Source organism: Flavobacterium sp. (assembly GCF_044368625.1).
Classification (GTDB): Bacteria; Bacteroidota; Bacteroidia; order Flavobacteriales; family Flavobacteriaceae; genus Flavobacterium.
Genome location: NZ_JBIPPD010000004.1, coordinates 1 through 25,803 on the forward strand (window position 1 = coordinate 1; position 25,803 = coordinate 25,803).

Below are 25,803 nucleotides of genomic sequence, written 5' to 3' on the forward strand. Positions count from 1 at the left end.
TTGCTTTCCGACCTTTTTTTGCGTGAAGTATTGATTTTGTTGGTTTTTTCGACCTTTTTAGGATTGTGTATTTATATACTTTTGGTTATGCCCCCCTTACCTTATTTGCAAAGTAAATCCAAAGTAATAAAATGAGTAAAAACTATTTTCCAGAAAAAAGCATACCGAAAGTATATTGTTATACAGATACCCGTTTTGCAAATTGTATAAAAGTAGGTTATACTACTAAAAGTGCTGGGGAACGAGTTGCTGCACAATATCCCGTTAAATTGCCTAATATGAGTCACGAAATCATATTAGAGGAATTAGCAATACGAAATGATGGAACCCTTTTTACAGATAAAGACATTCACAAATTGTTGAATGCAAAAAAAGTAAAACACATAAACGGGGAATGGTTTGAATGTTCATTAAAAGAGGTTAAAGCTTGTATTCTAGAAATTAAAACTGGAGTTGTTAATGAAGACAAACGCACACTTGATTTTGGTTTAAGACCGGAACAAGCGGATGCCGTAAACAAGACAGAAACCTATTTTAGAAGTTATAAAAAAGAAAACAAAGATCATATACCACACTTTCTTTGGAATGCTAAAATGCGTTTTGGTAAAACGTTTACCACCTATCAATTAGCTAAAAAAATGGGATGGACTAAAATATTAGTCTTAACCTTTAAACCCGCTGTACAAAGTGCGTGGAAAGACGATCTAGAATCGCATTTGGATTTTCAAGGTTGGCAGTTTGTTTCTAACAAAGAAGATGATTTGAGTTTTGAGAATATAGACACTAAAAAACCTTTTGTATTTTTTGGGTCCTTTCAAGATTTGTTAGGTAAAAATTCAGCAGGTGGAATAAAGTCCAAAAATGAATGGGTACACACTACTAATTGGGATTGTGTTGCTTTTGACGAATATCATTATGGCGCTTGGAGAGAAAACGCCAAAGAACTTTTTGAAGCCGAAAGTAAAAAAGAACAAGAATTTGGAGAAGGACTTGGTGTTGACTATTTTGATGAAAGCGTCATGCCAATTACCACTAATCACTATTTGTATTTATCCGGAACTCCATTTAGAGCCATTGGCTCAGGAGAATTCATAGAAGAGCAAATTTTTAACTGGACCTACTCCGACGAACAAAAAGCAAAAACAGAATGGAAGGGAGATAAAAATCCTTACTCTTCTTTGCCTAGAATGGTAATGCTAACGTACCAAATGCCCGATACTATTATTGAAGTGGCAATGAAAGGCGAGTTTAATGAATTTGATTTGAATGTTTTCTTTTCTGCTGATGGCGAAGGAGAAAACGCGAAATTTAAATACGAAAATGAAGTTCAAAAATGGTTAGATTTGATTAGAGGAAATTTAGCGGAAACAACTATTGATAATTTGAAAATGGGTGCAAAAAAACCACCAATGCCATTTTCACACGCTAAACTTTTAAACGTTTTACAACATACCTTTTGGTTTTTACCAACAGTTGCTTCTTGCTTTGCCATGAGGAATTTAATCGATCAAAAGCAAAACAAATTTTATCACGATTATAAAGTGGTAGTGAGTGCAGGTACTGGAGCAGGTATTGGTGTTGAAGCCTTAAAACCAGTAGAAAAAGCTTTAGGTAATCCATTGCTTACTAAAACAATTACTCTTTCTTGTGGTAAACTGACTACTGGAGTTTCTGTAAAACCGTGGACAGGAATTTTTATGTTGCGTAATTCATCAAGTCCCGAAACCTATTTTCAAGCTGCATTTAGAGTGCAAACTCCTTGGACAGTAAAAAATCCAGATAAAAATGCACCAAATCGTGAAGAAATAATCAAACACGAATGTTATGTGTTTGATTTTGCACCTGATAGAGCATTAAGACAAATTGCCGATTATAGTTGCCGATTAAATGTAGGGGAAAGCAATCCAGAAAAGAAAGTAGAAGAATTCATCAACTTCTTACCAGTTTTAGCTTATGATGGTAGCTCAATGAAAGAAATTGATGCTGCTGGTATTTTGGATATTGCAATGAGTGGAACAACAGCCACACTATTAGCAAGACGTTGGGAAAGTGCATTATTGGTTAATGTTGATAATTTCACATTACAACGATTGATGGATAATGAGGCTGCAATGCAAGCCTTAAGTAAAATTGAAGGATTTAGAAATATAAATCAAGATATTGAAACTATTATCAATAAATCGGAATCAATAAAGAAAGCTAAAGCCGAAGCAAATGAAAAAGATTTAACTCCAAAAGAGAAAAAAGAACTTTCTGACGAAGAAAAAGAATACAAAAACATCAGAAAACAAATTCAAGAAAAGTTAATTAAGTTCGCTACAAGAATTCCAGTTTTCATGTACTTGACTGATTATAGAGAGAGAAGTTTAAAAGATGTAATTACACAATTAGAACCAGCTTTGTTTAAGAAAGTAACAGGATTGAATGTTAAAGATTTTGAATTACTAGTTAGCCTTGGTGTTTTTAATAGTGCATTAATGAATGATGCTGTATATAAATTCAAACGATACGAAGATGCAAGTTTATCATATTCGGGTATAAATAAACATCCTGAAGATAAAATAGGTCTCTATGATACAGTTATAAGTGTGGAGGAATTTAAAAAAGAATTTAATAATACGGTGGAAAAATAAAAACGAGATACAACAGCAAGGGTTTCGGTTCGGTTGATAGCCGAACGGAAGTAGTAATGAACAACCTCTTATTTTTATCGGGAAAACCAGCAAAAATCAGTCATCCTTCTAGATTTGTCATTAAAATGTCTGATTATCCCGAAGGTTCGGTATCAAGAGGATTGAATATCCTCTTTTTTTGTGGGGCAAAATCAAGGTAGTTTTCGCGTGTTTTCCTGTTCCGATTCTGAAACTTCGGGGCATAATTGAGAAATTTTATCCACGCCTGAATTCGTTGGTGATTTTTTTATCAATTTCCCACGGTTGAAACCGTGGACGATATTGATATAAGAAACTTTTCTATACTTAGGACTCCATCGAAAAGGACATTCTTATATAACATAGGTTATTTTTCACTCACAAAACTGGATGCACATCCATCCTTAAACCCCTAGCCCAGATAGAGCCGATAGCCCGGAAGTAAAAAAGCCAAGCTTTCCTGCCCAAAAAGAGCGACCTAAGGAGCTCCTTTTTGGGCTTGGAAAACTGGCTTTTTTACTGAGGACTAAAGGTGATAGCTGGATGAAGCTCCTGAAAAGACAACTTTTAAAACATAGAAAATGGAACTTCTGGAGGAAAAATATTTTTGAGAATCGCTAAATTGACAGCAAAAAAGGCACAAAAAAAAACCGTCTCAAATAGTGAGACGGTTTTATATTTTAGTGCTTATTGAGATTTAAACTTCAGGAGCATTGTTGTGTAATTCTTCGATACGCTTGGTGTCTGCTTTTGAGATGGTATCTACTAAAATTGGTGTTGCGATAAATAGAGACGAATACGTTCCTACAATCATACCAATTAACATGGCAAAGATGAATCCTCGGATGGACTCGCCACCGAAAATAAACATTACTACAAGTACCAAAATCAGCGTTAACGAAGTATTGATGGTTCTTGACATTGTTGAGTTTACCGACTTGTTTACAATATCGTGGAACGAACCTTTGGTTTTACCACCTAAATATTCCCGTACACGGTCGAATACAATTACGGTATCGTTCATCGAATACCCAATTACGGTTAAAATTGCAGCAATAAAATGCTGATCGATTTCCATTCCGAAAGGTGCCCATTTCCACATGATGGCGTAGATACCCAATACAAAAATAACGTCGTGCGCTACCGCAGCGATGGCGCCAAGACTGTACTGCCATTTACGGAAACTGATGGTTAAGTATAGGAACACAATTGCCATTGCCCCTAAAACCGCCCAGTAGGAGTTGGTTTTGATGTCTTCTGCAACAGTTGGCCCTACTTTTGAAGCTGATAAAATTCCGAGACTTTTACCGTCATATGCATTTACAAACTTTTCATAAGTCATATCTGCACCATAGTGTTTTTTCAAACCGTTAAAAAGCATTTTATTTACTTCTTCATCGGCTTCTACACCTACTACATCTACTTTATACTTGGTTGTAATTTTCAATTGGTTGGCTTCACCAAAGACTTTGGCTTCTACTCCACCACCGAAAACAGCATTTAATTCTTCTTTTACTTCATCGGTTGGAACGGCTTTGTCAAAACGAACTTGGAACGTTCTACCACCTACAAAATCCACCCCTTGGTTCAAACCATTTGTTGATAAAGCTACAATACTTCCTATAACTACGATTGCTGAAAAGATGTAGGTATATTTCTTGAAACCTAAGAAATCAAAATTGAAATTTGTAAAGAAATTTTTAGAGAAATCAGTTACAAATCGCAATGCTTTTCCTTTGTAGATATCGCGATCCAATAGAATTCTGGTTATGAAAATAGCTGTAAACAAAGAGGTAAAAATACCGATTAGCAATGTTAGAGCAAATCCTTGAATAGGTCCTGTACCGAATATAAACAATACAATACCTGTAAGAATATGTGTCACGTTGGCATCCACAATCGAACGCATCGCACCCGTCCAACTGTACGATTCGCTAACAGCAACATCTAATGTTTTACCCATTCGTAACTCTTCCTTGGCGCGTTCAAATATAATGATGTTCGCATCCACAGCTGTACCCATTGTCAAAACAATACCGGCAATACCAGGCAAAGTCAATACAAAACCAAAACTCGCCATTACTCCAAAAAGGAATAATAAATTGACTGCCAAAGCGATGTTGGCATACCAACCTGCTTTACCGTAATAAACGATCATCCATAAGGAAACCAATAACAATCCGAACAAAGCAGAATTGATACCGCTATCAATGGCTTCTTGACCCAAGGATGGTCCTACCACTTCTGATTGAATAATATCAGCAGCAGCTGGAAGTTTACCTGCTTTCAATACGTTAGCTAAATCTTTGGTTTCTGCTACGGTAAATGCTCCCGAAATTTGAGAATTTCCACCTGCAATAGCACCCGTTGTTACACCTGGAGCAGAATACACTACATCATCTAATACGATTGCAATGTTTCGTTGTTCTCTGTAGGCTTTTCCGGTTAATTCTTCCCAAGTTTTTGCTCCAGCACCATTCATTTGCATGGAAACACTTGGTTTACCCATCGCATCAAATTCGTCTCTTGCCTCAGTGATTACACCGCCACTCATTGGAGCTGCATTGTCTCTGTTGCCTTTTAAAGCATAAAGTGCTAACGATTCTGACTCAACACCTTTGTCATTTTTAATAGTCTCTGGTTTACCCCAAACAAATTTGGCATATCGTTGATCACCTTGCAATAAATTACGAATGTCTTGACGTTTAAAATATCCGTTGATTGCAGCAGTATCTTTTGGAGAAAACAAGGCTAAAACCGGCCCTCCACCTTGTCCGATAATTTTATCAAACAATGGGTTGTTTCCTTTTTCATTGGCTGTTGAATCTGCATCGGTCAATAATGCTGCCAAAGTGTCTTTTGCTACTGGAGCCGTTTCTTTAGTAGCCACTTCTGTTTTTTGCAAAGCAGTATTTGCAGCACCTAAAAATCCACCAATTTCATCCACTTTATAAGTTTCCCAGAACTCTAATTGAGCGGTACTCGATAATAATTTTTTGATACGATCCACATCTTTCGCACCTGGAAGTTCAACCAAGATACGTCCAGATTCTCCTAATTTTTGAATGTTAGGTTGTGTAACGCCAAACTTGTCAATACGTTTTCTTAAAACTAAGAAAGCACTATTTACAGATTCGTCTACTTTTCTACGGATTACTTTTTCTGCTTCAGCATCCGTCATTTTAAAGTTAATTCCGTCTGCACCTTGCATATTTTTATTCGCAAAAATGTCTGGAGAAGCCAATTTGGTTTTTCCTTGCGCATTTTCGTTGAATGCAATGAAGAAGGCATCAATATAGGTTTGATTTCCTTTTAAATTTTTGGTAGCATCATCCAACGATTTGTTAAAAATGGCGTCTTTAGAATTGTTGGCCAATCCTTTCAACACATCTTTAACTGAAATTTGAAGGATTACGTTGATACCTCCTTCAAGATCCAAACCTTTGTTGATTTTTTTATCTTTTACTTCATTGTATGTAAACATTCCCAGAAATACATCTTGTTTACCTACGGAATCCAAATAAGCAATTTCTTTTTCACTGTTTCCATTTGCAAACGCTTTTGCTTTGCTTTCGACGTTACTTGCCACAAATGTGAAAGAAAGTTGGTAAATACTTACCAATGCAAACAAAATTGCAAAAAATTTAATAAGTCCTCTATTCTGCATTATTACTAATAATTAATTAATTTGATTGTATTTTGGTGTTTTTACTCATAAATTGACATTAAAATTTAAAGAATAATTAAAATTCTTCAATTTCCAATGTCTCCGCTATTTTTAAAACGAGCAAATATATAATTTAGATAAAGATTAACCAATTTATTTCTTAATTAATCTTAAAAAAAAGACTGCAGGTCGTGCAGTCTTTTTTTTATTTTTTAAATTACAAACTACTTTAAATTTGCATTTAATTCGGCATTCATACTTCTTACGGCAGTCGCGCTTTTTGCAAACATTGCTTTTTCGGCATCATTTAATGAAATGGATACGATTTCTTCGATACCATTTCGGCCGATGATACAAGGAACACCGATACAAATGTCGCTTTCGCCGTATTCTCCCTCTAAAAATACAGAGCAAGCAATCATTTTCTTTTGGTTGTTCAAAATGCTATCTACCAAATAAGCTACCGAAGCTCCAGGTGCATACCAAGCTGAAGTTCCCAACAAACCTGTTAGTGTTGCACCACCTACCATTGTATCGGCTGCAACTTTGTCCAATTGTTCTTGTGAAAGAAACTCAGAAACGGGAATTCCGTTGTAAGAAGCCAATCGTGTTAAAGGAATCATCGTAGTATCTCCGTGTCCGCCAATAACCATAGCAGAAATGTCTCCTTGTGGTTTGTCCAACGCTTTTGATAAGTAATATCTAAAACGGGAACTGTCTAAAGCGCCACCCATTCCGATGATTCTGTTTTTTGGTAAACCTGTTGCTTTTAATGCCAAGTAAGTCATTGTATCCATTGGGTTAGAAACCACAACGATAATGGCATTTGGCGAATTGGCCAATACACTTTCTGAAACTGATTTTACAATCCCAGCATTGATACCAATTAATTCTTCGCGCGTCATTCCAGGTTTTCTAGGAATTCCTGAAGTAATTACGACAACATCACTGTTTGCCGTTTTTGTATAATCGTTTGTAACACCGGATAATTGCGTATTAAATCCTGTATTTGAAGCACATTGCATAATGTCCATCGCTTTACCTTCAGCAAAACCTTCTTTAATATCTAACAAAACTACTTCACTTGCAATTCCTCTGTAAGAAATTACATCTGCACAAGATGCTCCAACGTTTCCAGCACCAATTATTGTAACTTTCATATTATGTTGTGTTTTAAATTTATGAATTAGAATTTATATTGTAATGAAACATTTGAATTTACAAATTTACCAAAAGCAAGGGTTGTTTGCACAAAAAACCGATTAAAATCCAGTCGCCCTGAAACTTCACCTATACAATTAAACTTATTCCTAGCAATGGATTTGAGCTCCCCATTTAATACATCTTGTAAGGGCAAAATCTCTTCAATAGCACCTTTTTCGCCTTTTACTTTGTACTCAAACTCACTGGTATTGGCAATAATTCCTGACGAAAGTTCAAATTTACTCCACTTTTTAGAACCATTAATTTGAAATTGCCAAGTATCAATCAAACTGTTTAATGCATTGAAACCAAGGTTTCCGTATTGCGTTTCCACGTCCAGAAAATTAACACTCAAATCTTCTTTTGCATAAGCAACCAAAGCTGAAATGTAGAACTTTTTATCCTCAATTTTTGTAAAATACTGACTAATCGAGTGCTTAAAACCCAATCCGTACACTTGATAAGAAACATTTTTCAAATTAATTGTTGGCGAAAATTTAGCAATAGCTTCGGTTCCAAAACCAATTCCTAACGAACCTTGAATGTAGGGATAAACCACCACTTCGCGGTCGACACCTTCTGGACTTTTCAATGAAACATCGCTTCCGCCTAAAACCCCGCTTAATGTTACATATTGATCACTTCCCAAAGCCGTTGGCGTCAAAGCTGAATCTTGTCCTTCGATTTGAAAAAAGCTTAAATCTGAATTATTCAGTCGGAAACTTCTATCGGATTTTGGAACAAAAAAAGTATTGACATGCAAACCTAATGTAAAATCCCACAATTCGGCTTTTTGAGGGGTATTCACCCAACTCGAAGCCGCTTGATATACAGCAGCATCAGCGGCCGGTGAAACATATAAATCGGTAAAGTAAATCGCATCCTGAATCAAATTACCAATAGCTGGATCAATTGCTGGATTTTGCGCAACAGCCTTAACATTAGCCAAATAGAGTAATACAAATATCCCTACTATGTATTGGAATTTATGCATCGATTTTGGCGTAAACCGCATTTTTTTCGATGAATTCTCTTCTAGGCGGCACCTCATCACCCATTAACATCGAGAAAACCTGATCGGCTTCTGCCAAACTGTCGATTGTAACTTTACGAAGCGTTCTGAAATTAGGATCCATTGTAGTTTCCCACAACTGTTCCGCATTCATTTCTCCAAGACCTTTGTACCGTTGAATAGCAGCGCTTCCACCCATTCGATCATTGGCTTGATCACGCTGTACGTCGTTCCATGCGTACTCCTTTTTAGTTCCTTTTTTAACCAAATAAAGCGGTGGAGCAGCAATGTACACGTGTCCTTCTTCGATGAGTTCACGCATGAATCGGAAAAAGAAGGTCAATATTAAGGTAGAAATGTGACTACCATCGACGTCGGCATCACACATAATAATTACTTTGTGGTACCGTAATTTTTCCAGATTTAAAGCTTTACTATCTTCAGCAGTCCCGATAGTAACTCCTAAAGCAGTAAATATATTTCGGATTTCTTCGTTCTCAAAAACTTTGTGTTGCATCGCTTTTTCGACATTCAAAATCTTTCCTCGTAGCGGTAATATGGCTTGAAAATTACGATCACGTCCTTGTTTTGCTGTACCACCCGCTGAATCTCCCTCGACCAGGTATACTTCGCACTTTGCAGGATCTTGTTCCGAACAATCCGATAATTTTCCTGGCAATCCACCGCCACCCATTACAGTTTTGCGTTGTACCATTTCACGCGCTTTTTTGGCTGCATGACGTGCTTGGGCTGCTAAAATTACTTTTTGAATGATGATTCGGGCGTCATTTGGATTTTCTTCCAAATAATTTTCCAACATTTCACCAACGGCTTGACTTACTGGAGAAACCACTTCTCGATTTCCAAGCTTGGTTTTTGTTTGCCCCTCAAACTGTGGCTCTTGCACTTTAACCGAAATGATCGCCGTCAAACCTTCGCGGAAATCATCTCCAGCAATTTCGAACTTCAGTTTATCTAACATTCCCGAAGCATCTGCATACTTCTTTAAGGTTCGGGTCAATCCGCTTCTGAAACCTTGTAAATGCGTACCTCCCTCATGGGTATTGATGTTATTTACGTAGGAAAAAATATTTTCGGAGTAACTTGTATTGTAGATTAGGGCGACTTCAACAGGAATTTCACCTTTTTCGTTGTCCATTGAAATTACATGGGAAATAATTGGCTCCCGATTGCCATCCAAATAACGAATGTATTCCTTTAAACCTTCTTGAGAATGGTAAACTTCTGTTTTAAATTCACCCTTTTCATCCTTATCCCGTTTATCTGTAAATGTAATCGTAATCCCTTTATTCAAATACGAAAGTTCGCGCATTCTTGCGGATAACGTATCGTATGAAAATTCGATGGTTTGTGTAAAAATGGAATCATCTGGATAAAAAGTCTGTCGCGTACCTCGCTTATCGGTTTCCCCAATTTGTTTTACAGGATAAACTGCTTTTCCACGAGCGTATTCTTGTTCATACACTTTTCCGTCTTTAAAAACGGTAGAAATCATTTTGTTAGAAAGCGCATTCACGACCGAAACACCCACACCGTGCAAACCTCCCGAGACTTTGTAGGAATCTTTATCAAATTTACCTCCGGCACCAATCTTCGTCATTACAACTTCCAATGCCGAAACGCCTTCTTTTTTATGAATATCAACTGGAATTCCTCGACCGTTATCTTCAACTGTGACGGAACCATCTTCATTAATCCATACACCGATGGTATCACAATGACCACCCATTGCCTCATCAATGGAGTTATCAACTACTTCATAAACCAAATGGTGTAATCCTCTCACGCCAACATCACCGATATACATGGAAGGCCGCATTCTAACGTGCTCCATTCCTTCTAATGCTTGAATATTATCTGCCGAATAATTTTGTTTATTGATTTCTTCGCTCATTTTAAGTCTTATTCTGTATGAATTTTGTTTAACGAACAAATATAGGGAAACGCAAGTACATGGGAAATCAAATACGCAATTAGGAGGCGTAAGTTATTAACATTTTTATCTTAAAAACCCTTAAATCAGTATTTGTGTCGCGCAAAAAGTGCTGTAAGACTTTAACAAGAAAAATTAAACAAAATGATTTGAGTTAAAACGCAAATGTTGGTTTCAAAATCTGAATTTTCAATCAAAAAAATAATTATGTTTGCCATAACAAATAACAAAATCATGAAAAAATTAGCACTTAGTACGTTGTTGACTTTAGGTTTTATAGTGGCTTCCAATGCTCAAGGAAAGGGAGATGTTGAATTTGGTGTAAATGTGGGTTACAATTCTTCTACAGTGACCGTTAGCAATTCAATTTTCCAGCCAGATTCAGGTAGTGGCGTAAACTTTGGCGTTGCCGCTGATTATTTCTTTTCTGAGGATTGGAGTATTAAAGGAAAATTAATCTACGATCAAAAAGGTTGGAATAACATCGGATATGTAAATGGGAACATCTTTTACAACACCAACTACAATTTAAATTATATTACAATTCCAGTAATGGCAAACTGGCATTTTGGACGAACATCCAACTGGAATTTAAACTTTGGCCCGTATGCTGGATTTCTTATGAGTGCAAAAGAAACCCGAGGCGGCCTTGATATTAAAGATGGCTTTAACAAAAATGATTTTGGACTGGCTTTCGGAATAGGGGTAAAAATTCCAGTTTCCCCAAAATTAAAAATAAATATCGAATACGAAGCACAAAGCGGTCTTTCGAACGCTTTCACAACAGATAATCCTGATCAAATATATAACGTCCGAGGAGCGTTTAACGTCGGAATAAACTTTCTGATGAAATAAATTCTAGAAAAAATACCGTTTGAAACCCAATCCAAACGGTATTTTTTTTATAAATCATTTTCTCCTTTATTTTCTTCTAAATCGTCGTGGTTGTCGCCACCAATAGAATAATAATTATTTTCTTCATCTTCGCTGCCTACATCTTCCATGTCGTCATCAAGTTCGGCACCAGGAACGTCTAAATCAGAACCTGAACGTATCTTATTAAAATCCAGTTCCTCTGGATTTTCTGCACTTAAATCAGCGGGAGTTTGCTTCAATCTTGAAGTATCACTTGGATCAATATCTTCTTCCTTTTTGCCTTCGCGGTAGATGTCTTCACTTGGCGGATAATTCAAAAATTCAGGCGCTTTTGCATCATTATGAGATTCTTTCGAATTGTTTTTTTCAGTAGTATTCATGGGTTCAAAATTTAAATATTAGTTACCTAAAATTATGCTGAAACACCTAGAAATCCTTTACAGAATTCGTCTTTTATGTATCATTATTTTACAAAAAAAGTCTGCCGTTAAGCAGACTTCTTCAGTATAAACCCAATCAATTTTACATATGAATTACTTCGTCGTAAGCTGCGGCAACGGCTTCCATCACCGCTTCACTCATCGTTGGATGAGGGTGAATGGTTTTTAAAACTTCGTGACCTGTAGTTTCTAACTTGCGTCCTAAAACGGCTTCTGCAATCATGTCGGTAACGCCTGCACCAATCATGTGACAGCCCAACCATTCGCCGTACTTGGCATCAAAAATAACTTTTACAAATCCGTCAGGCGTTCCAGCCGCTTTAGCTTTACCTGAAGCGGAAAAAGGGAACTTTCCGATCTTTAAATCGTATCCTTTTTCTCTAGCCGCTTTTTCGGTTAAACCAACTGAAGCAATTTCTGGCGTAGCATAAGTACAACCGGGTATGTTTCCGTAATCAATAGGATCTACATGCATACCTGCAATTTTCTCTACGCAAGTAATTCCCTCTGCGGAAGCAACGTGAGCCAAAGCTGGACCAGGCACTACATCTCCAATGGCGTAATACCCAGCCACATTGGTTTGGTAAAAATCATTCACCACAATTTTATCTCTATCAGTTGAAATACCTACTTCTTCTAATCCGATATTTTCGATATTTGATTTGATTCCCACTGCTGAAAGAATGATGTCAGCCTCTAAAATCTCTTCTCCCTTGGCTGTTTTTACAGTTGCTTTGACACTTGAGCCTGAAGTATCTACTTTTTCAACAGAAGCGTTGGTCATGATTTTCACACCCGCTTTCTTCATCGAACGCTCCATTTGTTTTGAAATATCCTCGTCTTCTACAGGAACGATATTTGGCATAAATTCAACGATGGTAACATCAGTTCCCATAGCATTATAAAAATGTGCAAACTCGACGCCAATGGCACCTGAACCCACGATAATCATCGATTTTGGCTGTTCGGCCAAGGTCATTGCTTGACGGTATCCAATTACTTTTTTACCATCTTGTGGCAAGTTTGGCAACTCACGAGAACGAGCGCCTGTGGCAATAATAATATGGTCGGCTGCATATTCGGTTACTTTACCGTCTTTATCCGTCACATCGATTTTCTTTCCGGTTTTGATTTTTCCTGAACCGTCAATCACGTCGATTTTATTTTTTTTCATCAAAAACTGAATGCCTTTACTCATTCCATCGGCAACACCTCTAGAACGTTGCACTACGGCAGTAAAATCTTTATCGTATTCTGAAATAGTCAAACCATAGTCGGAAGCGTGCTTCAAATAATCGAAAACTTGAGCCGATTTCAACAAAGCTTTTGTAGGAATACAACCCCAATTTAAGCAAACGCCACCTAAATTTTCTTTTTCGATTACCGCAGTTTTAAACCCCAATTGAGATGCTCGAATTGCAGTTACATAACCACCTGGACCACTTCCTAAAACAATAATATCGTATTTCATTTTTTATTTTATTTAATTTTTGTACAATTAAAATACGCCACAGCGTATTTTAAACTCAGTATTTGCAATCACTTTTTTTTGACGTAGCGAAATTAAGCAATTATTCTGTTTTTCAAAAACATCAAAGTTGTTTATTTTTATATGAAAATCAGAATAGTTTGTTATCCAATTTTCTCTACAGCAAACTGCGAATCATACAATCGCTTGTAATAACCATTTTCACGATTGACCAATTCTGAGTGGGTTCCTTGTTCGACAATCAAGCCTTTGTCCATCACTATAATTTTATTTGCATTGATAATGGTGGCCAATCGATGGGCAATTACAATCGAGGTTCTTCCTTTAGTAATGGTTTCGGTCGCTCTTTGTATCAATTCCTCTGAGTACGTATCGATCGAAGAAGTGGCTTCGTCTAAAATCAAAATACTTGGGTTACTGACATAAGCCCTAAGAAAAGCGATTAATTGCCGTTGACCAGAAGACAACATTACCCCACGTTCTTTGACATTATAATCATAGCCGTTGGGCAAATCCATAATAAAAGAATGTACTCCAATATTTTTCGCAGCCGCAATCACTTCTTCCCTTGAAATGGCTGCATTATTAAGTGTAATGTTGTTGTAAATGGTATCTGCAAAAAGAAAAACATCTTGTAAAACGACAGCAATTTGCTTCCTTAAGGATTCCAGTGAATAGTTGTTGATGTCTTCATTGTCAATACAAATCGATCCTTTATTGATTTCGTAAAACCGATTGAGTAAATTGATAATAGTTGATTTCCCAGCACCTGTGGAACCAACAATAGCAACGGTTTCGCCAGGTTTTACTTTTAGGTTAATCCCTTTGATCACTTCTTCATTTTCTAAGTAACCAAAATGCACGTTTTTAAATTCAATTTCTCCTTGAAATACAGGTGCTACAATCGTCCCTTTATCTTGAATCTGGTCTTGCGTGTCCAAAATATCAAAAACACGATTGGCGGCAATCATTCCCATTTGCATCTCGTTGAACTTATCTGCAATTTGACGTAATGGATTGAACAGCATCGAAATAAACATCGTGTAGGAAAACAAATCTCCGAAAGTAGTATTTAAATCGCCTCCGAGAATCCGAGTCCCGCCGTACCAAACCACCATTCCTAAAGTCAGCGACGAAATAATATCGGCAACAGGAAAAAATATGGAGTTGTACCATACGGTTTTAATCCACGCTTTTTTGTGCTTGTCGTTAATTTGGCTAAATTTTTGCGCTTCAATGGTTTCGCGATTAAACAATTGTACAATTTTCATTCCCGTAACGCGCTCTTGAACAAAGGTATTCATATTGGAAATTTGTGTCCGAACCTCCTCGAAGGCGACTTGCATTTTCTTTTGAAAAATTCGTGTGGCAATTACTAAAATAGGCATTGCTACAAAAACAATCCAAGTGAGTTTCCAATTCATGTAAAACATAAAAATCAGTACAACAACCATTTTCAATAAATCACTCACAATCATGAACAAACCCTGACTGAAAATTCTTGCAATGGCTTCAATATCCGAAACAGACCTTGTAACCAATTGACCAACAGGAGCATTGTCAAAATATTTCATTCGGAAACTCAAGAGGTGTTTGAACAATTTTGTTCGAATATCTTTGACGATATCTTGACCTAACCAATTGGCCCAATACACAAAGTAAAATTGGGAAATTACCTCAAGCAGCAAAACGATTCCCATTAAAATAATGTAGAACAACAATCCTTTACTATCATTAGTTTGAATGTATCCGTCCACGGTTTGTTTTAACAAGTAAGGTCGAAGTGCTGCAAATAGTGAAAGTGAAATTGCCCAGACAATTACGCTGTTGAAACGCCATTTATAGGGCTTGGTATAAACCATTATTCGCTTAAAAACCTTGGTATCGAATGCTTTTGCTTTCATTTAATTATTTTGAACTTGCCCATTTCAAAAGGCAAATCGATTTTTATTATTGAATATAATCGTATTTAATTTGCGTTAAATATAGTCCGTGTGCGGGAACCGAAAAACCTGCTTTTCGACGGTCTTTACTTTCAATTATCGTTTTGAATTCTGATTTTGAAATTTTTCCTAAGCCCACATTAACCAAAGTTCCTACAATGGCGCGAACCATATTTCGCAGAAAACGATCGGCTGAAATGGTAAAAATCAAGTGGTCGTTTTCTTTTTTCCAAAAAGCTTCCGTAATGGCACAATTGAACGTATTTACGTCGGTGTTGATTTTAGAAAAACACTGAAAATCGGTAAACACCAACAGTAATTTAGCGGCATCATTCATTGCTTCAACATCCAAATCTTTTGCATAATACCAACTCAATTCTTGTTGAAATACATTTTTCGCCGTGTTAATTTTGTATTCATAGGTTCTTTGTGTGGCATCAAAACGGGCATGTGCATTTTCGTCGACTTCAATTATTCTTGAAACGGCAATGTCTTTTGGTAAAAACGAATTGAGTTTGTACGCAACGACGTCTGAATTAACTGGATTTTCATAATCAAAATGAGCAAACATTTGACTTGCATGTACACCCGTATCGGTTCGGCCGGCTCCCATAACTTCCAAGTCGCTTTTTTTTAAAACTACCGAAAGAGCTTTGGTAAGTGTTTCTTGTACAGAAGTAGCGTTGGGTTGGTATTGCCAACCGTGATAGTTTGTTCCGTTGTAAGAAAATTCTATAAAAAACCGCAAACCACTAATAATTTAAGAGGACAAAGATACTTTTTTAATGGTGAAATAATTAAATTTCATTTACAACAAAATGTTAATTTGAATTTGAAATCAAATGGGTAAATTTGCACTTCACCCTAGCCCAGATAGAAGTGAATCCCGATAAATATCGGGAGGAACGGATAGCTGGACACGAGCGAAGCGAACTGACGAAGTAAATAGCTCCTAAAAAATCTCACTTGAAAAAAATTCTTTTGCTATCGGATACCCACAGTCATCTTGACGATAAAATTTTGAAATACGTCAATTTAGCCGATGAAGTTTGGCATGCTGGCGATATTGGCGACTTAAAAGTGACGGATGAGTTGAAAAAGCACAAACCACTTCGAGCCGTTTTTGGCAATATTGATAATGCAGAAGCTCGACTGGAATTTCCGTTGAACAACCGTTTTTTTTGCGAAGGCGTTGATGTTTTAATCACGCATATTGGCGGATATCCGGGAAAATACAATGCCGCAATTAGGGAAGAATTGACACAAAATCCGCCTAAATTATTTATTTGTGGGCACTCGCATATATTAAAAGTAATGTACGACAAGAAGCTGAATTTCCTGCACATGAATCCTGGAGCTGCAGGAATTTCAGGGTTTCATCAAGTGCGTACAATGTTGCGCTTTGAAATTGACGGCGATAAAGTGCAGCAATTAGAGATTATTGAACTGGGGAATCGGGGTTAGTTTTTGATTATTTTCTTAAAAACGACTTTTCCTTCGTGCTGGATTTTAACGAGATAAACACCACTTGACCAATCTGTTGTTTGTATTTTAGCTTCAACCTCTGAAGTTAACTGAGCCATTTTGCGTCCTTGCAAATCATAAATTGAGATTTGACTTCTTTCATTTGTTTGAATAATTAGGTAATCATTAAATGGCAAGGGAAAAATTATGGTATTTTCGGCAGTAAATTTTTCTGTACTTAAAGAACATTCGACGGGAAATCCTGGCACGGTTGCTAGTGTTCCGTTGATAACCGACCAGTTTTCCCAAGTTCCTCCACTACCCGACTGCCAGTTTGATAAATCAAAATAATTAGATCCTGCGGTTGTGCCTGCCACTTTGTACACTTTTACCGCTTGACCATTGTTGTTCCAAGTTAGTGACGTGTTGGGCGTCATGTTTTCTGGAAAAACAGAATTGCAGTTGGTTTGCAAAAAGTAGGCAAATTCTTGATAATTGGGATAATCGCCGTAAACATAAGCTTTTCCGTCACTTTCTATGCAAATTGCAACGTACTCGTTGGCTGCAACCCCAAAACTTCGCTGGTTTAAAATTTGGGTAAGTCGTGCAAGAAATGTGGTTTGCCGACCTTTTCGATCTGGATTGTCGTAGTGCGTGTCGGTTATGGTATGCTGCAAATAGGGAATTTCCAAAAAATCGTTTCCACCAATGGTTATATTTGTTGCATAAGGATTGGCCAACGCTTGTGCAGAAGTGACTGAGCCGTTTTGAGCAGAAAAATAATATTCCCCCAAAATAGCCATTCCGGCACTTGTTCCGCCAATGGGTGCATTTTTTATATTGACATGGTTGTTGAGTGCGACTTCTGCTGCATTATTTTTGAAAAATGACAAGTAATTAAATTGGTCTCCTCCTGCAAACCAGATAAGTTCTGCATTAGCAATTTTGTCTAAAACATACGAATTTGTAGCTCCCGCTTCTGACGTTACCACCAACGTTTCTACAGAATTCACAGCAACACCTAATTGAGAATACAAGTAATTATTATAACCATTTGAACCTGATGATCGCAAAACCAAAACGTCGCCACCGTTCGCTTTTTGCAACAACCAAGTCATTGCCTCATCCGATTCTGAAGCACCTCCCATCAAACAAACTCCAAAGGAAGGCGAAGTAGTTACATTGATTGGATTTCCCGTAAAATAACTGGTATAGCCTTGACAAAATGAAAACAGTGGAAATAGAAGTATAAGTAATTTTGTTCGCATACATTTTTTTATGCAATATAATAAAAAACCAAATTCAATTCTTATTTTCCAAAAGCGGCACAAATCGAAATTCACCAAACTCGTGTTTTTCAAATTGCGTTTCATTTTTTCGAATAAGCAACGTCATAATTTGATGTTCTTCACCAAGTGGAATTACCAATCTACCGCCAATTTTAAGCTGTGCCATCAAGGGTTTTGGAATAATGGGTGCTCCAGCTGTAACAATAATACTGTCAAATGGTGCGTGATTGGGCAAGCCTTTATAACCATCGCCAAATGAAATGTGTTTGGGTCTGATACCCAATTTTGGGAGTAATAATGAAGTACTTTTAAACAATTCATTCTGGCGTTCAACTGTATAAACTTTTGCTCCAATAGCACACAAAACGGCCGTTTGATAACCCGATCCAGTACCAATTTCCAATACTTTATGGTCTTTTTGAACTTCTAACAATTGGGATTGGAAAGCTACGGTGTAAGGTTGCGAAATGGTTTGACCCGCACCTATCGGAAATGCTTTGTCTTGATACGCATAATCTTCAAAACTGGAATTCAAAAACAAATGCCGGGGTATTTTTTGAATGGCATCCAATACCGACCGATCAGTAATTCCTTTGTTTTTTAAAACAGAAATGAGTTGGTTGCGAAGTCCTTGGTGTTTGGCTGTATCTTTCAAAATAAATGGAAATGATTTCGACAAAAATAAGAAAGTAATCGCTAATTTAAATGTTGAATTTTAAATTTAAAAGCCAGAAACTTTAAACCTTCAAACTTTATTGTTTAAACAATTAATCATATTTTTGTACAAATTAGATTTTTATGATAAAAGTTGGCGTTTTAGGTGCCGGTCACTTAGGAAAAATTCATTTGCGTTTACTACAACAATCTGAAAAGTATGAATTGGTGGGATTTTACGACCCAAATCAAGAAAATGCTGAAAAAGTCGCTAAAGAATTTGGCTATACAAAATTTGATACGATTGCTAAATTGATACATGCTGTTGATGTAGTAGATATTGTAACTCCCACACTTTCACATTACAAGTGTGCGAAAGTAGCCATAAAATCAGGCAAACATGTTTTCCTTGAAAAACCGATATCTAATACGGTTGAAGAAGCAGAGGAAATCATTGCATTAGCAAAAGCATATAATGTAAAAGGGCAAGTAGGTCATGTCGAACGATTTAATCCAGCGTTCAAATCGGTAAAAAATGCAATTGAAAATCCGATGTTTATCGAAACACACCGACTGGCCGAATTTAATCCACGTGGCACCGATGTTCCTGTGGTTTTGGATTTAATGATTCACGATATTGATGCCATCTTGAGTGTGGTGAAATCGAAAGTAAAAAACATTCATGCCAGTGGCGTATCCGTAATTTCGGACACTCCAGATATTGCAAATGCCCGAATTGAATTTGAAAACGGCTGTGTGGCTAACTTAACTTCCAGCCGAATTTCATTAAAAAACATGAGAAAGTCTCGATTTTTCCAGAAAGATGCCTACATCTCCGTCGATTTTTTGGAAAAAAAATGCGAAGTGGTCAAAATGAAAGACGCTCCCGAAGTTCCTGGCGATTTTGACATGATTTTGCAAAATGCCGAAGGCGTAAAAAAACAAATTTATTTTGACAACCCAGACGTAGAGAGTAATAATGCAATTTTAGATGAACTCGAAACTTTTGCAGACGCTATTGTCAATAATACCACGCCAATTGTAACTTTGGAGGACGGAACAGAAGCTTTGAGAGTGGCGTATGCAATTATTGAGGCGATGAAAATAAAATAATTTAGTTTCAGGTTTCTAGTTAATTCGAAACCTGAAACCTGAAACTTGACCCGAGGCGAAGCCGAACGGAGCGAAGCTAAACTTGAAACTTGAAACTAAAATAAAACAATGAAAAACATAGCAGTTATAGGAGCCGGAACAATGGGCAACGGAATCGCACATACATTTGCACAAAGCGGTTTTACGGTAAAATTAATCGATCGATCCGAAGAGACGTTAGACAAAGCAATGGGTACCATTGCCGGGAATCTGGACCGAATGGTTTCCAAAGGAACTATCTCTGAGTCCGACAAATTAAAAACCATCAGCAACATCATCACCTACACCGACATTAAAGACGGCGTTGTTGGTGTAGATTTAGTGGTTGAAGCGGCAACCGAAAATGTAGATTTAAAGCTCAACATTTTCAAACAATTAAACGAAGCTTGTTCGCACAACACAATTTTGGCCACCAACACCTCCTCCATTTCGATCACGCAAATTGGCGCTGTTGTTTCGCATCCAGAGCGCGTTATCGGCATGCATTTTATGAATCCGGTGCCCATCATGAAGCTGGTCGAAATCATTCGTGGTTACAATACATCCGACGAAGTAACGCAAATTATCATGGATTTATCCATAAAATTAGGCAAAACACCAACCGAAGTCAACGATTATCCCGGTTTTGTGGCCAACCGAATTTTGATGCCCATGATCAACGAATCCATTGAAACTTTGTATAACGGCGTTGCCGGAGTTTATGAAATAGATACGGTGATGAAACTGGGAATGGCACATCCGATGGGACCATTGCAATTGGCCGATTTTATTGGGCTTGACGTTTGTCTCGCGATTTTGAATGTCATGTACGATGGATTCAAAAACCCAAAATATGCACCTTGTCCGTTATTGGTAAATATGGTTCGTGCAGGAAAATTAGGGGTCAAATCAGGCGAAGGATTCTACGATTACTCTCAAAGCAAAAAAGCGGACAAAGTAGCCCGACAATTTGCCTAACTCGTATAAGGTTTTCAAAACCCAAGAGGTATGTAGAAGATAAATTATTTTTGGAGCCAAACGTTCGGGAATTTTTTTAAACCATTTTCCCGCTTTCCTTCCAAATCTCCCGATGAAAAATCGGGAGGATTTTCCTTCCAATCGGGGCTACGATGAAATCTTTAGGCTTCTTCCGAAACTTCGGAATAATCACTTAGGATCTTTAAAAGTTTTTAAATAAAAGTCTTTTTTATAAATAAAGTAGTTTCTCTACAACACGTACACGTTTTCGGAAGCTTGATAATAAACATACAACTCTAATCCATCCTTACAAAGCTTTAAAAACTTTGCGAGAAACTATAAAATCTGAAACATCAAACTTTAAACAACCCATTTTGGCAAAAATAATTCCCTTTAAAGCCATTCGTCCCACTCGAGACAAAGTCAGCTTGGTCACATCCCGTTCTTACGACGAATATTCGCCAGCCGAATTAGCATCGCAATTGGACTTTAATCCTTTTTCTTTTTTGCACGTTTTAAATCCCGCTTACGTTAATCAGCAAAAAGTAGGATTAGAAAAACGGTTTAAATTGGTTGCCCAAAAATATAAGGACTTCAAAGAGGAACACATTTTTATAAAAGAAGAACAACCGGTTTTCTTTATTTATGAAATTGAAACCAAAAGCCAAACCTTTACAGGAATTATAGCCGGAACAACACTCGATGACTACCGAAATAATGTAATCAAAAAACACGAAGACACCTTGCAATACCGCGTCGAATTGTTTAAAGATTATCTACATCAAACCAGATTTAATACCGAACCTGTATTAATCACTTATCCCGAAAATGCCGAACTTTCTGCATGGATTTTAGCTAAAAAACAAACCGAATGTTTGTATGAATTTTCTACCACTAGACGCGAAAAACACCAACTTTGGAAAATTGACGCTCCAGAAGAAATCGCATGGTTGCAAGAAAAATTTGAAGGTATTACGAATCTATATATCGCCGATGGACACCACCGATCGGCTTCGGCAGAGCTGCTTTACCAAGAAGATAAAAATAGTGGAAATGAAAATTTAAATTATTTCATGAGTTTCCTTATCGCCGAAAATAATGTAAAAATCTACGAGTACAATCGGATAATAAGAGATTTAAACAGTCATTCTAAAGATGATTTTTTAGCCCTGTTAACAGAACATTTTTGGATCAAAAACAAAGAGCAGGAATTGTGGAAACCAACAAAAAAATTCGAATTCGGAATGTATCTCGACGGCGAATTTTATTCGTTAACTTTAAAAGACGAGCACAGCTTTACATCTGTTTTAGAGCGACTTGATGCGCAAATTTTATACGAAAAAGTTTTGAATCCGATTTTAGGAATTGAAGATTTAAGAAACGACGAACGAATCGATTATATTCCTGGAAAACAATCCATTACTACTATAAAAGAAGTGATTGACGAAGGCGAATTCGAAATTGGTTTTATGCTTTTTCCAACAGCTATTTCTGAAATAAAAGAATTAGCAAATAACAACCTGATTATGCCTCCAAAAAGCACTTACATCGACCCTAAATTTAGAAGTGGTCTTGTAGTGTATGAATTATAAATAAAATAATCATTGTGGAACACCGATTTTAGAAACTTTTTAAATTATTCTAATTTCTTAAATCTTTTTCCAGTAAAAACCAAAAAATGTCCCTAAAAGAAAATTTACATAAGATTAAGAATTCACTTCCAGAAAACGTAACATTAGTTGCCGTTTCAAAAACTAAACCCGTTTCGGATTTAATGGAAGCGTATGAAGCAGGCCAACGGATTTTTGGTGAGAACAAAATTCAAGAAATGGCCGAGAAGTTTGAACAAATGCCCAAGGACATTCAGTGGCACATGATTGGTCACGTTCAAACAAATAAAGTTAAATTTATGGCCCCTTTTGTCGACTTAATTCACGGGGTAGATTCATTAAAACTCTTACAGGAAATTGACAAACAAGCAAAAAAAAATAATCGAGTAATTGATTGTCTTTTGCAAATGCATATCGCCGAAGAAGAAACAAAATTTGGTTTAGATGAAAACGAATTAAATGAGATGCTGAAACAAGTTCAGCATGACAAGAATAACTTCAGAAATATCCGAATTATTGGTTTGATGGGAATGGCAACTTTTACCGAAAATCAAAGCCAAATTCAAAAAGAATTTCTGCATTTGAAATCGATTTTTGACAAACTCCAAACTAATAACTCCCAACTAACAACTCTTTCTATGGGAATGTCGGGCGATTATCCACTCGCAATTGAATGCGGAAGCTCGATGGTTAGGATTGGAAGTAGTATATTTGGGAGAAGGAAATAAAACAATATCAAATTTAAATTCAACAAAAAAAAGTACAACCTAATATAATGGATTTAAATGAACCAAATTTTGAAAAAATTTACAATCTTGAAGATAGATTAGTTAGATTTGCTAGAGCGTCAACATTTTTTGTTAGAAAATTGGAAAAGACATTCGAATTAGAATATTAAAAAATCAATTAATTCGTTCTTCAGGAAGTGCATCGTTAAATTTTGGTGAAGCTCAGGATTCCATTTCATATGAAGATTTTATTTTTAAAGTTTCGTTAGGTGTCAAGGAATTGAAAGAATCGCGAAATTCGCTTAAAATATTAAATTACAAAAAGCAGGAGATGATGAAATTAGAATATAGTTGTTGACTGAAGTTGAGGAACTTATTGCGATTACTTCTAAAATGATTATTAACAAGCAGAAACCATAACAAAATTAATTTTAGTCAAATTAAATGTTTTTATTGACTATTTTTAAAATTGATATTGCTATTTGCAATTGAAATTGAAATTACAATTTGTACACAATACTTGACATAGAAACCACTGGAGGAGCATTTAACGAGGAAGGAATTACCGAAATTGCGATCTACAAATTTGACGGACACGAAATTGTTGATCAATTTGTAAGTTTGGTCAATCCGGAAAAACCCATTCAGCCTTTTGTAGTAAACCTTACCGGAATAAATAATGCAATGCTTCAAACGGCACCAAAATTTTATGAAGTCGCTAAACGCATTATCGAAATCACGCAAGACACTATTTTAGTAGCTCATAATGCGCATTTTGATTACCGAATTCTACGAACAGAATTTTCACGATTGGGATATAATTTTGAAATTCCCAATATTTGTACCGTAGAATTATCAAAAAAATTGATTCCCGAACAACCATCGTATAGTTTAGGAAAACTGGTTCGAGTGCTTGGAATTCCAATGGCCGACAGACATCGTGCTTCGGGAGATGCTTTGGCAACCGTTAAATTATTCAAACTTTTATTGGCAAAAGACCACGAGAAAGAAATTGTTAAAAGTTACATCAAAACAGAAGTTGAAAAAGGCTTATCGCCAAAATTGAAGGAAATTGTGGAACGAGTTCCCTCTACAACTGGAATTTATTACATCCACAAAGAAGACGGTTCGTTACTTTACATTGGTAAAAGCCGTAATATGAAAAAACGCGTCAACCAACATTTTGCGGGAACAACCAAAAAGTGCAAAAAAATTCAGACAGAAGTTTTTGATGTGAGTTACGAAGAAACAGGCACAGAACTGATTGCTTTATTGAAGGAAAATGCCGAAATAAAAATCAATCGTCCGGTTTTGAATCGAGCCATGCGAAGGAATATTTTTCCCTATTCATTATATTACGAAAAAAATGCAGACGGATACTTATCGCTATTTATTCGAAAAACCGATTTTAGAAAAAAAGAAATTACTTCGTTCGGAACAGAAACCGAAGCCCAAAGTGCATTATACAAAATAACTGATAAATACACCCTTTGCCAGAAAATAAATAAAATGGACAAAGTAAAAAACAGTTGTTTTCCCTATCAAATAAAGCAATGCAATGGCGCTTGTATTTTTGAAGAATCGGCCGAATTGTATAATTCAAGAGTGCAAGATTTTCTTGACAATAATGAATACCAGAATCAAAACATGATAGTTATCGAACGCGGTCGAGCGGTGGATGAAAAAAGTGCTGTTCTTATAGAAAATGGTGTTTTCAAAGGTTTTGCATTTTTTAACTTGAACTACCAAATTACGAATGTCGAAATTTTAAAAAATATTTTAACTTCATTACCCGAAGACCGCGACTCTAAAAACATTATTTTAAGCTATTTACGCAAAAAAAACCACGCAAAAGTGATTTATTTTTAATAGAATGGTAAAAACAAAAAATATAAATAAAAACGCTTTCGACATACTGAGACAGCGAATTAACATTATAATTCACGGTGTCAATACACCTGCTGGAAAATTATTTGATCTTGTTTTACTTTTTATCATCTTACTGAGTGTGATGCTTGTGTTGCTGGAAACGGTCGAAAATATTGACAAGAGGTTTCATGATATTTTGATCGTTGCCGAGTGGGTCATTACTATTTTCTTTACATTCGAATATTTTTTGCGGATTATCTCTACCCGAAAACCGCTTCAATATATTTTTAGTTTTTACGGACTAATCGATCTTATCTCCATTTTACCCATGTATTTATCGTTTTTTATTCCAAATACTAAAATTCTATCCGTTGTTCGGGCACTGCGGTTGTTGCGGTTATTTCGAATCTTAAATCTGGGAAATTTTACCGGTCAAGCCACTGAATTAAAGCTAGCCCTAAATGCAAGTCGTACCAAGATTACGGTATTTGTCTATTTTGTTTGCATTATTTCTGTGCTTTTAGGTGCCGTAATGTACGTTGTGGAAAGTCCCGAAAGTGGTTTTACAAGTATTCCTACCAGCATTTATTGGTGTATTGTAACCCTCACAACCGTTGGTTACGGCGATATCGCCCCTATCACGACACTCGGAAAATTCATCGCTTCTTTTATTATGATTTTAGGTTACGGAATTATTGCCGTTCCTACAGGAATTGTAACGGCACAGATTGCCAATAGCAAGAATAAGCGTAAACTTTTTGCGCCAAATTGCCCCAACTGTAATTCTCAACCTCTTGCGGATGATGCAAGATATTGTTCCAAATGCGGTACCAAATTGACTTAAG

20 protein-coding genes are annotated in these 25,803 nt (G+C 36.5%); 10 read left to right on the forward strand and 10 right to left on the reverse strand.

Going from position 1 to position 25,803, the window contains the following annotated elements:
- Positions 1-131: 131 nt before the first annotated feature.
- Positions 132-2,633 (forward strand): GIY-YIG nuclease family protein, encoded by a 2,502-nt coding sequence (locus tag ACIQ2X_RS00635; RefSeq protein WP_396176939.1) that lies wholly within the window; start codon positions 132-134, stop codon positions 2,631-2,633.
- A 715-nt stretch (positions 2,634-3,348) separates the two neighbouring features.
- On the opposite strand, the gene secDF is transcribed toward ACIQ2X_RS00635, so the two are convergent.
- The 4 genes from secDF to gyrB form a co-directional block, all read right to left on the reverse strand.
- Complete coding sequence (gene secDF / locus ACIQ2X_RS00640; protein ID WP_396176940.1) at positions 3,349-6,318, reverse strand: protein translocase subunit SecDF; 2,970 nt, start codon at positions 6,316-6,318, stop codon at positions 3,349-3,351.
- Positions 6,319-6,542: 224 nt separating this feature from the next.
- Positions 6,543-7,478, reverse strand: a complete 936-nt coding sequence (locus tag ACIQ2X_RS00645) for a malate dehydrogenase (RefSeq protein WP_396176941.1) — start codon at positions 7,476-7,478, stop codon at positions 6,543-6,545.
- Between the two features lie 26 nt (positions 7,479-7,504).
- A complete protein-coding gene (locus ACIQ2X_RS00650; protein WP_396176942.1) occupies positions 7,505-8,536 on the reverse strand; it encodes a DUF6588 family protein in 1,032 nt (343 codons plus the stop codon).
- Complete coding sequence (gene gyrB / locus ACIQ2X_RS00655; protein WP_396176943.1) at positions 8,508-10,448, reverse strand: DNA topoisomerase (ATP-hydrolyzing) subunit B; 1,941 nt, start codon at positions 10,446-10,448, stop codon at positions 8,508-8,510. Before gyrB ends, ACIQ2X_RS00650 begins: the two co-directional genes overlap by 29 nt.
- Positions 10,449-10,694: 246 nt before the next feature.
- On the opposite strand from gyrB, the gene ACIQ2X_RS00660 reads away from it, so the two are divergent.
- Complete coding sequence (locus ACIQ2X_RS00660) at positions 10,695-11,342, forward strand: porin family protein (RefSeq protein WP_396176944.1); 648 nt, start codon at positions 10,695-10,697, stop codon at positions 11,340-11,342.
- Between the two features lie 47 nt (positions 11,343-11,389).
- Here the strand turns inward: ACIQ2X_RS00660 and ACIQ2X_RS00665 are convergent, their stop codons facing one another.
- From ACIQ2X_RS00665 to truA, 4 genes are all read right to left on the reverse strand, one after another.
- Positions 11,390-11,743 carry a hypothetical protein gene (locus tag ACIQ2X_RS00665; RefSeq protein WP_396176945.1) on the reverse strand — a complete coding sequence of 118 codons (354 nt, stop codon included), beginning with the start codon at positions 11,741-11,743 and terminating at the stop codon, positions 11,390-11,392.
- Between the two features lie 142 nt (positions 11,744-11,885).
- Positions 11,886-13,274 (reverse strand): dihydrolipoyl dehydrogenase, encoded by a 1,389-nt coding sequence (gene lpdA / locus ACIQ2X_RS00670; RefSeq protein ID WP_396176946.1) that lies wholly within the window; start codon positions 13,272-13,274, stop codon positions 11,886-11,888.
- Positions 13,275-13,435: 161 nt separating this feature from the next.
- On the reverse strand, positions 13,436-15,196 hold the full coding sequence (locus ACIQ2X_RS00675) for an ABC transporter ATP-binding protein (protein WP_396176947.1): 1,761 nt from the start codon (positions 15,194-15,196) through the stop codon (positions 13,436-13,438).
- Between the two features lie 46 nt (positions 15,197-15,242).
- On the reverse strand, positions 15,243-15,983 hold the full coding sequence (gene truA, locus ACIQ2X_RS00680; protein WP_396176948.1) for a tRNA pseudouridine(38-40) synthase TruA: 741 nt from the start codon (positions 15,981-15,983) through the stop codon (positions 15,243-15,245).
- A 218-nt stretch (positions 15,984-16,201) separates the two neighbouring features.
- On the opposite strand from truA, the gene ACIQ2X_RS00685 reads away from it, so the two are divergent.
- Positions 16,202-16,699, forward strand: coding sequence for a metallophosphoesterase family protein (locus tag ACIQ2X_RS00685; protein ID WP_396176949.1), 498 nt, complete (start codon positions 16,202-16,204; stop codon positions 16,697-16,699).
- Here the strand turns inward: ACIQ2X_RS00685 and ACIQ2X_RS00690 are convergent.
- Entirely contained in the window at positions 16,696-17,967 is a 1,272-nt protein-coding gene (locus ACIQ2X_RS00690) for a T9SS type A sorting domain-containing protein (protein WP_396176950.1), read from the reverse strand. The two genes, ACIQ2X_RS00685 and ACIQ2X_RS00690, sit on opposite strands and share 4 nt — an antisense overlap.
- 34 nt (positions 17,968-18,001) lie before the next feature.
- Complete coding sequence (locus tag ACIQ2X_RS00695; RefSeq protein ID WP_396176951.1) at positions 18,002-18,643, reverse strand: protein-L-isoaspartate(D-aspartate) O-methyltransferase; 642 nt, start codon at positions 18,641-18,643, stop codon at positions 18,002-18,004.
- 143 nt (positions 18,644-18,786) lie between these two features.
- On the opposite strand from ACIQ2X_RS00695, the gene ACIQ2X_RS00700 reads away from it, so the two are divergent.
- From ACIQ2X_RS00700 to ACIQ2X_RS00730, 7 genes are all read left to right on the forward strand, one after another.
- Positions 18,787-19,755: a Gfo/Idh/MocA family protein gene (locus ACIQ2X_RS00700; protein WP_396176952.1), complete on the forward strand. Its 969-nt coding sequence runs from the start codon at positions 18,787-18,789 to the stop codon at positions 19,753-19,755.
- A 108-nt stretch (positions 19,756-19,863) separates the two neighbouring features.
- Positions 19,864-20,751 (forward strand): 3-hydroxyacyl-CoA dehydrogenase family protein, encoded by an 888-nt coding sequence (locus ACIQ2X_RS00705; protein WP_396176953.1) that lies wholly within the window; start codon positions 19,864-19,866, stop codon positions 20,749-20,751.
- Between the two features lie 374 nt (positions 20,752-21,125).
- A complete protein-coding gene (locus tag ACIQ2X_RS00710; RefSeq protein ID WP_396176954.1) occupies positions 21,126-22,343 on the forward strand; it encodes a DUF1015 domain-containing protein in 1,218 nt (405 codons plus the stop codon).
- 86 nt (positions 22,344-22,429) lie between these two features.
- The gene (locus tag ACIQ2X_RS00715) at positions 22,430-23,089 is read left to right on the forward strand and encodes a YggS family pyridoxal phosphate-dependent enzyme (RefSeq protein ID WP_396176955.1); all 660 of its coding nucleotides are present in this window, start codon (positions 22,430-22,432) and stop codon (positions 23,087-23,089) included.
- Positions 23,090-23,270: 181 nt separating this feature from the next.
- Positions 23,271-23,447: a hypothetical protein gene (locus ACIQ2X_RS00720; RefSeq protein WP_396176965.1), complete on the forward strand. Its 177-nt coding sequence runs from the start codon at positions 23,271-23,273 to the stop codon at positions 23,445-23,447.
- Positions 23,448-23,596: 149 nt separating this feature from the next.
- Positions 23,597-24,958 carry an exonuclease domain-containing protein gene (locus tag ACIQ2X_RS00725; protein ID WP_396176956.1) on the forward strand — a complete coding sequence of 454 codons (1,362 nt, stop codon included), beginning with the start codon at positions 23,597-23,599 and terminating at the stop codon, positions 24,956-24,958.
- Between the two features lie 4 nt (positions 24,959-24,962).
- Positions 24,963-25,802, forward strand: a complete 840-nt coding sequence (locus ACIQ2X_RS00730; RefSeq protein ID WP_396176957.1) for an ion transporter — start codon at positions 24,963-24,965, stop codon at positions 25,800-25,802.
- Position 25,803 lies beyond the last annotated feature (1 nt).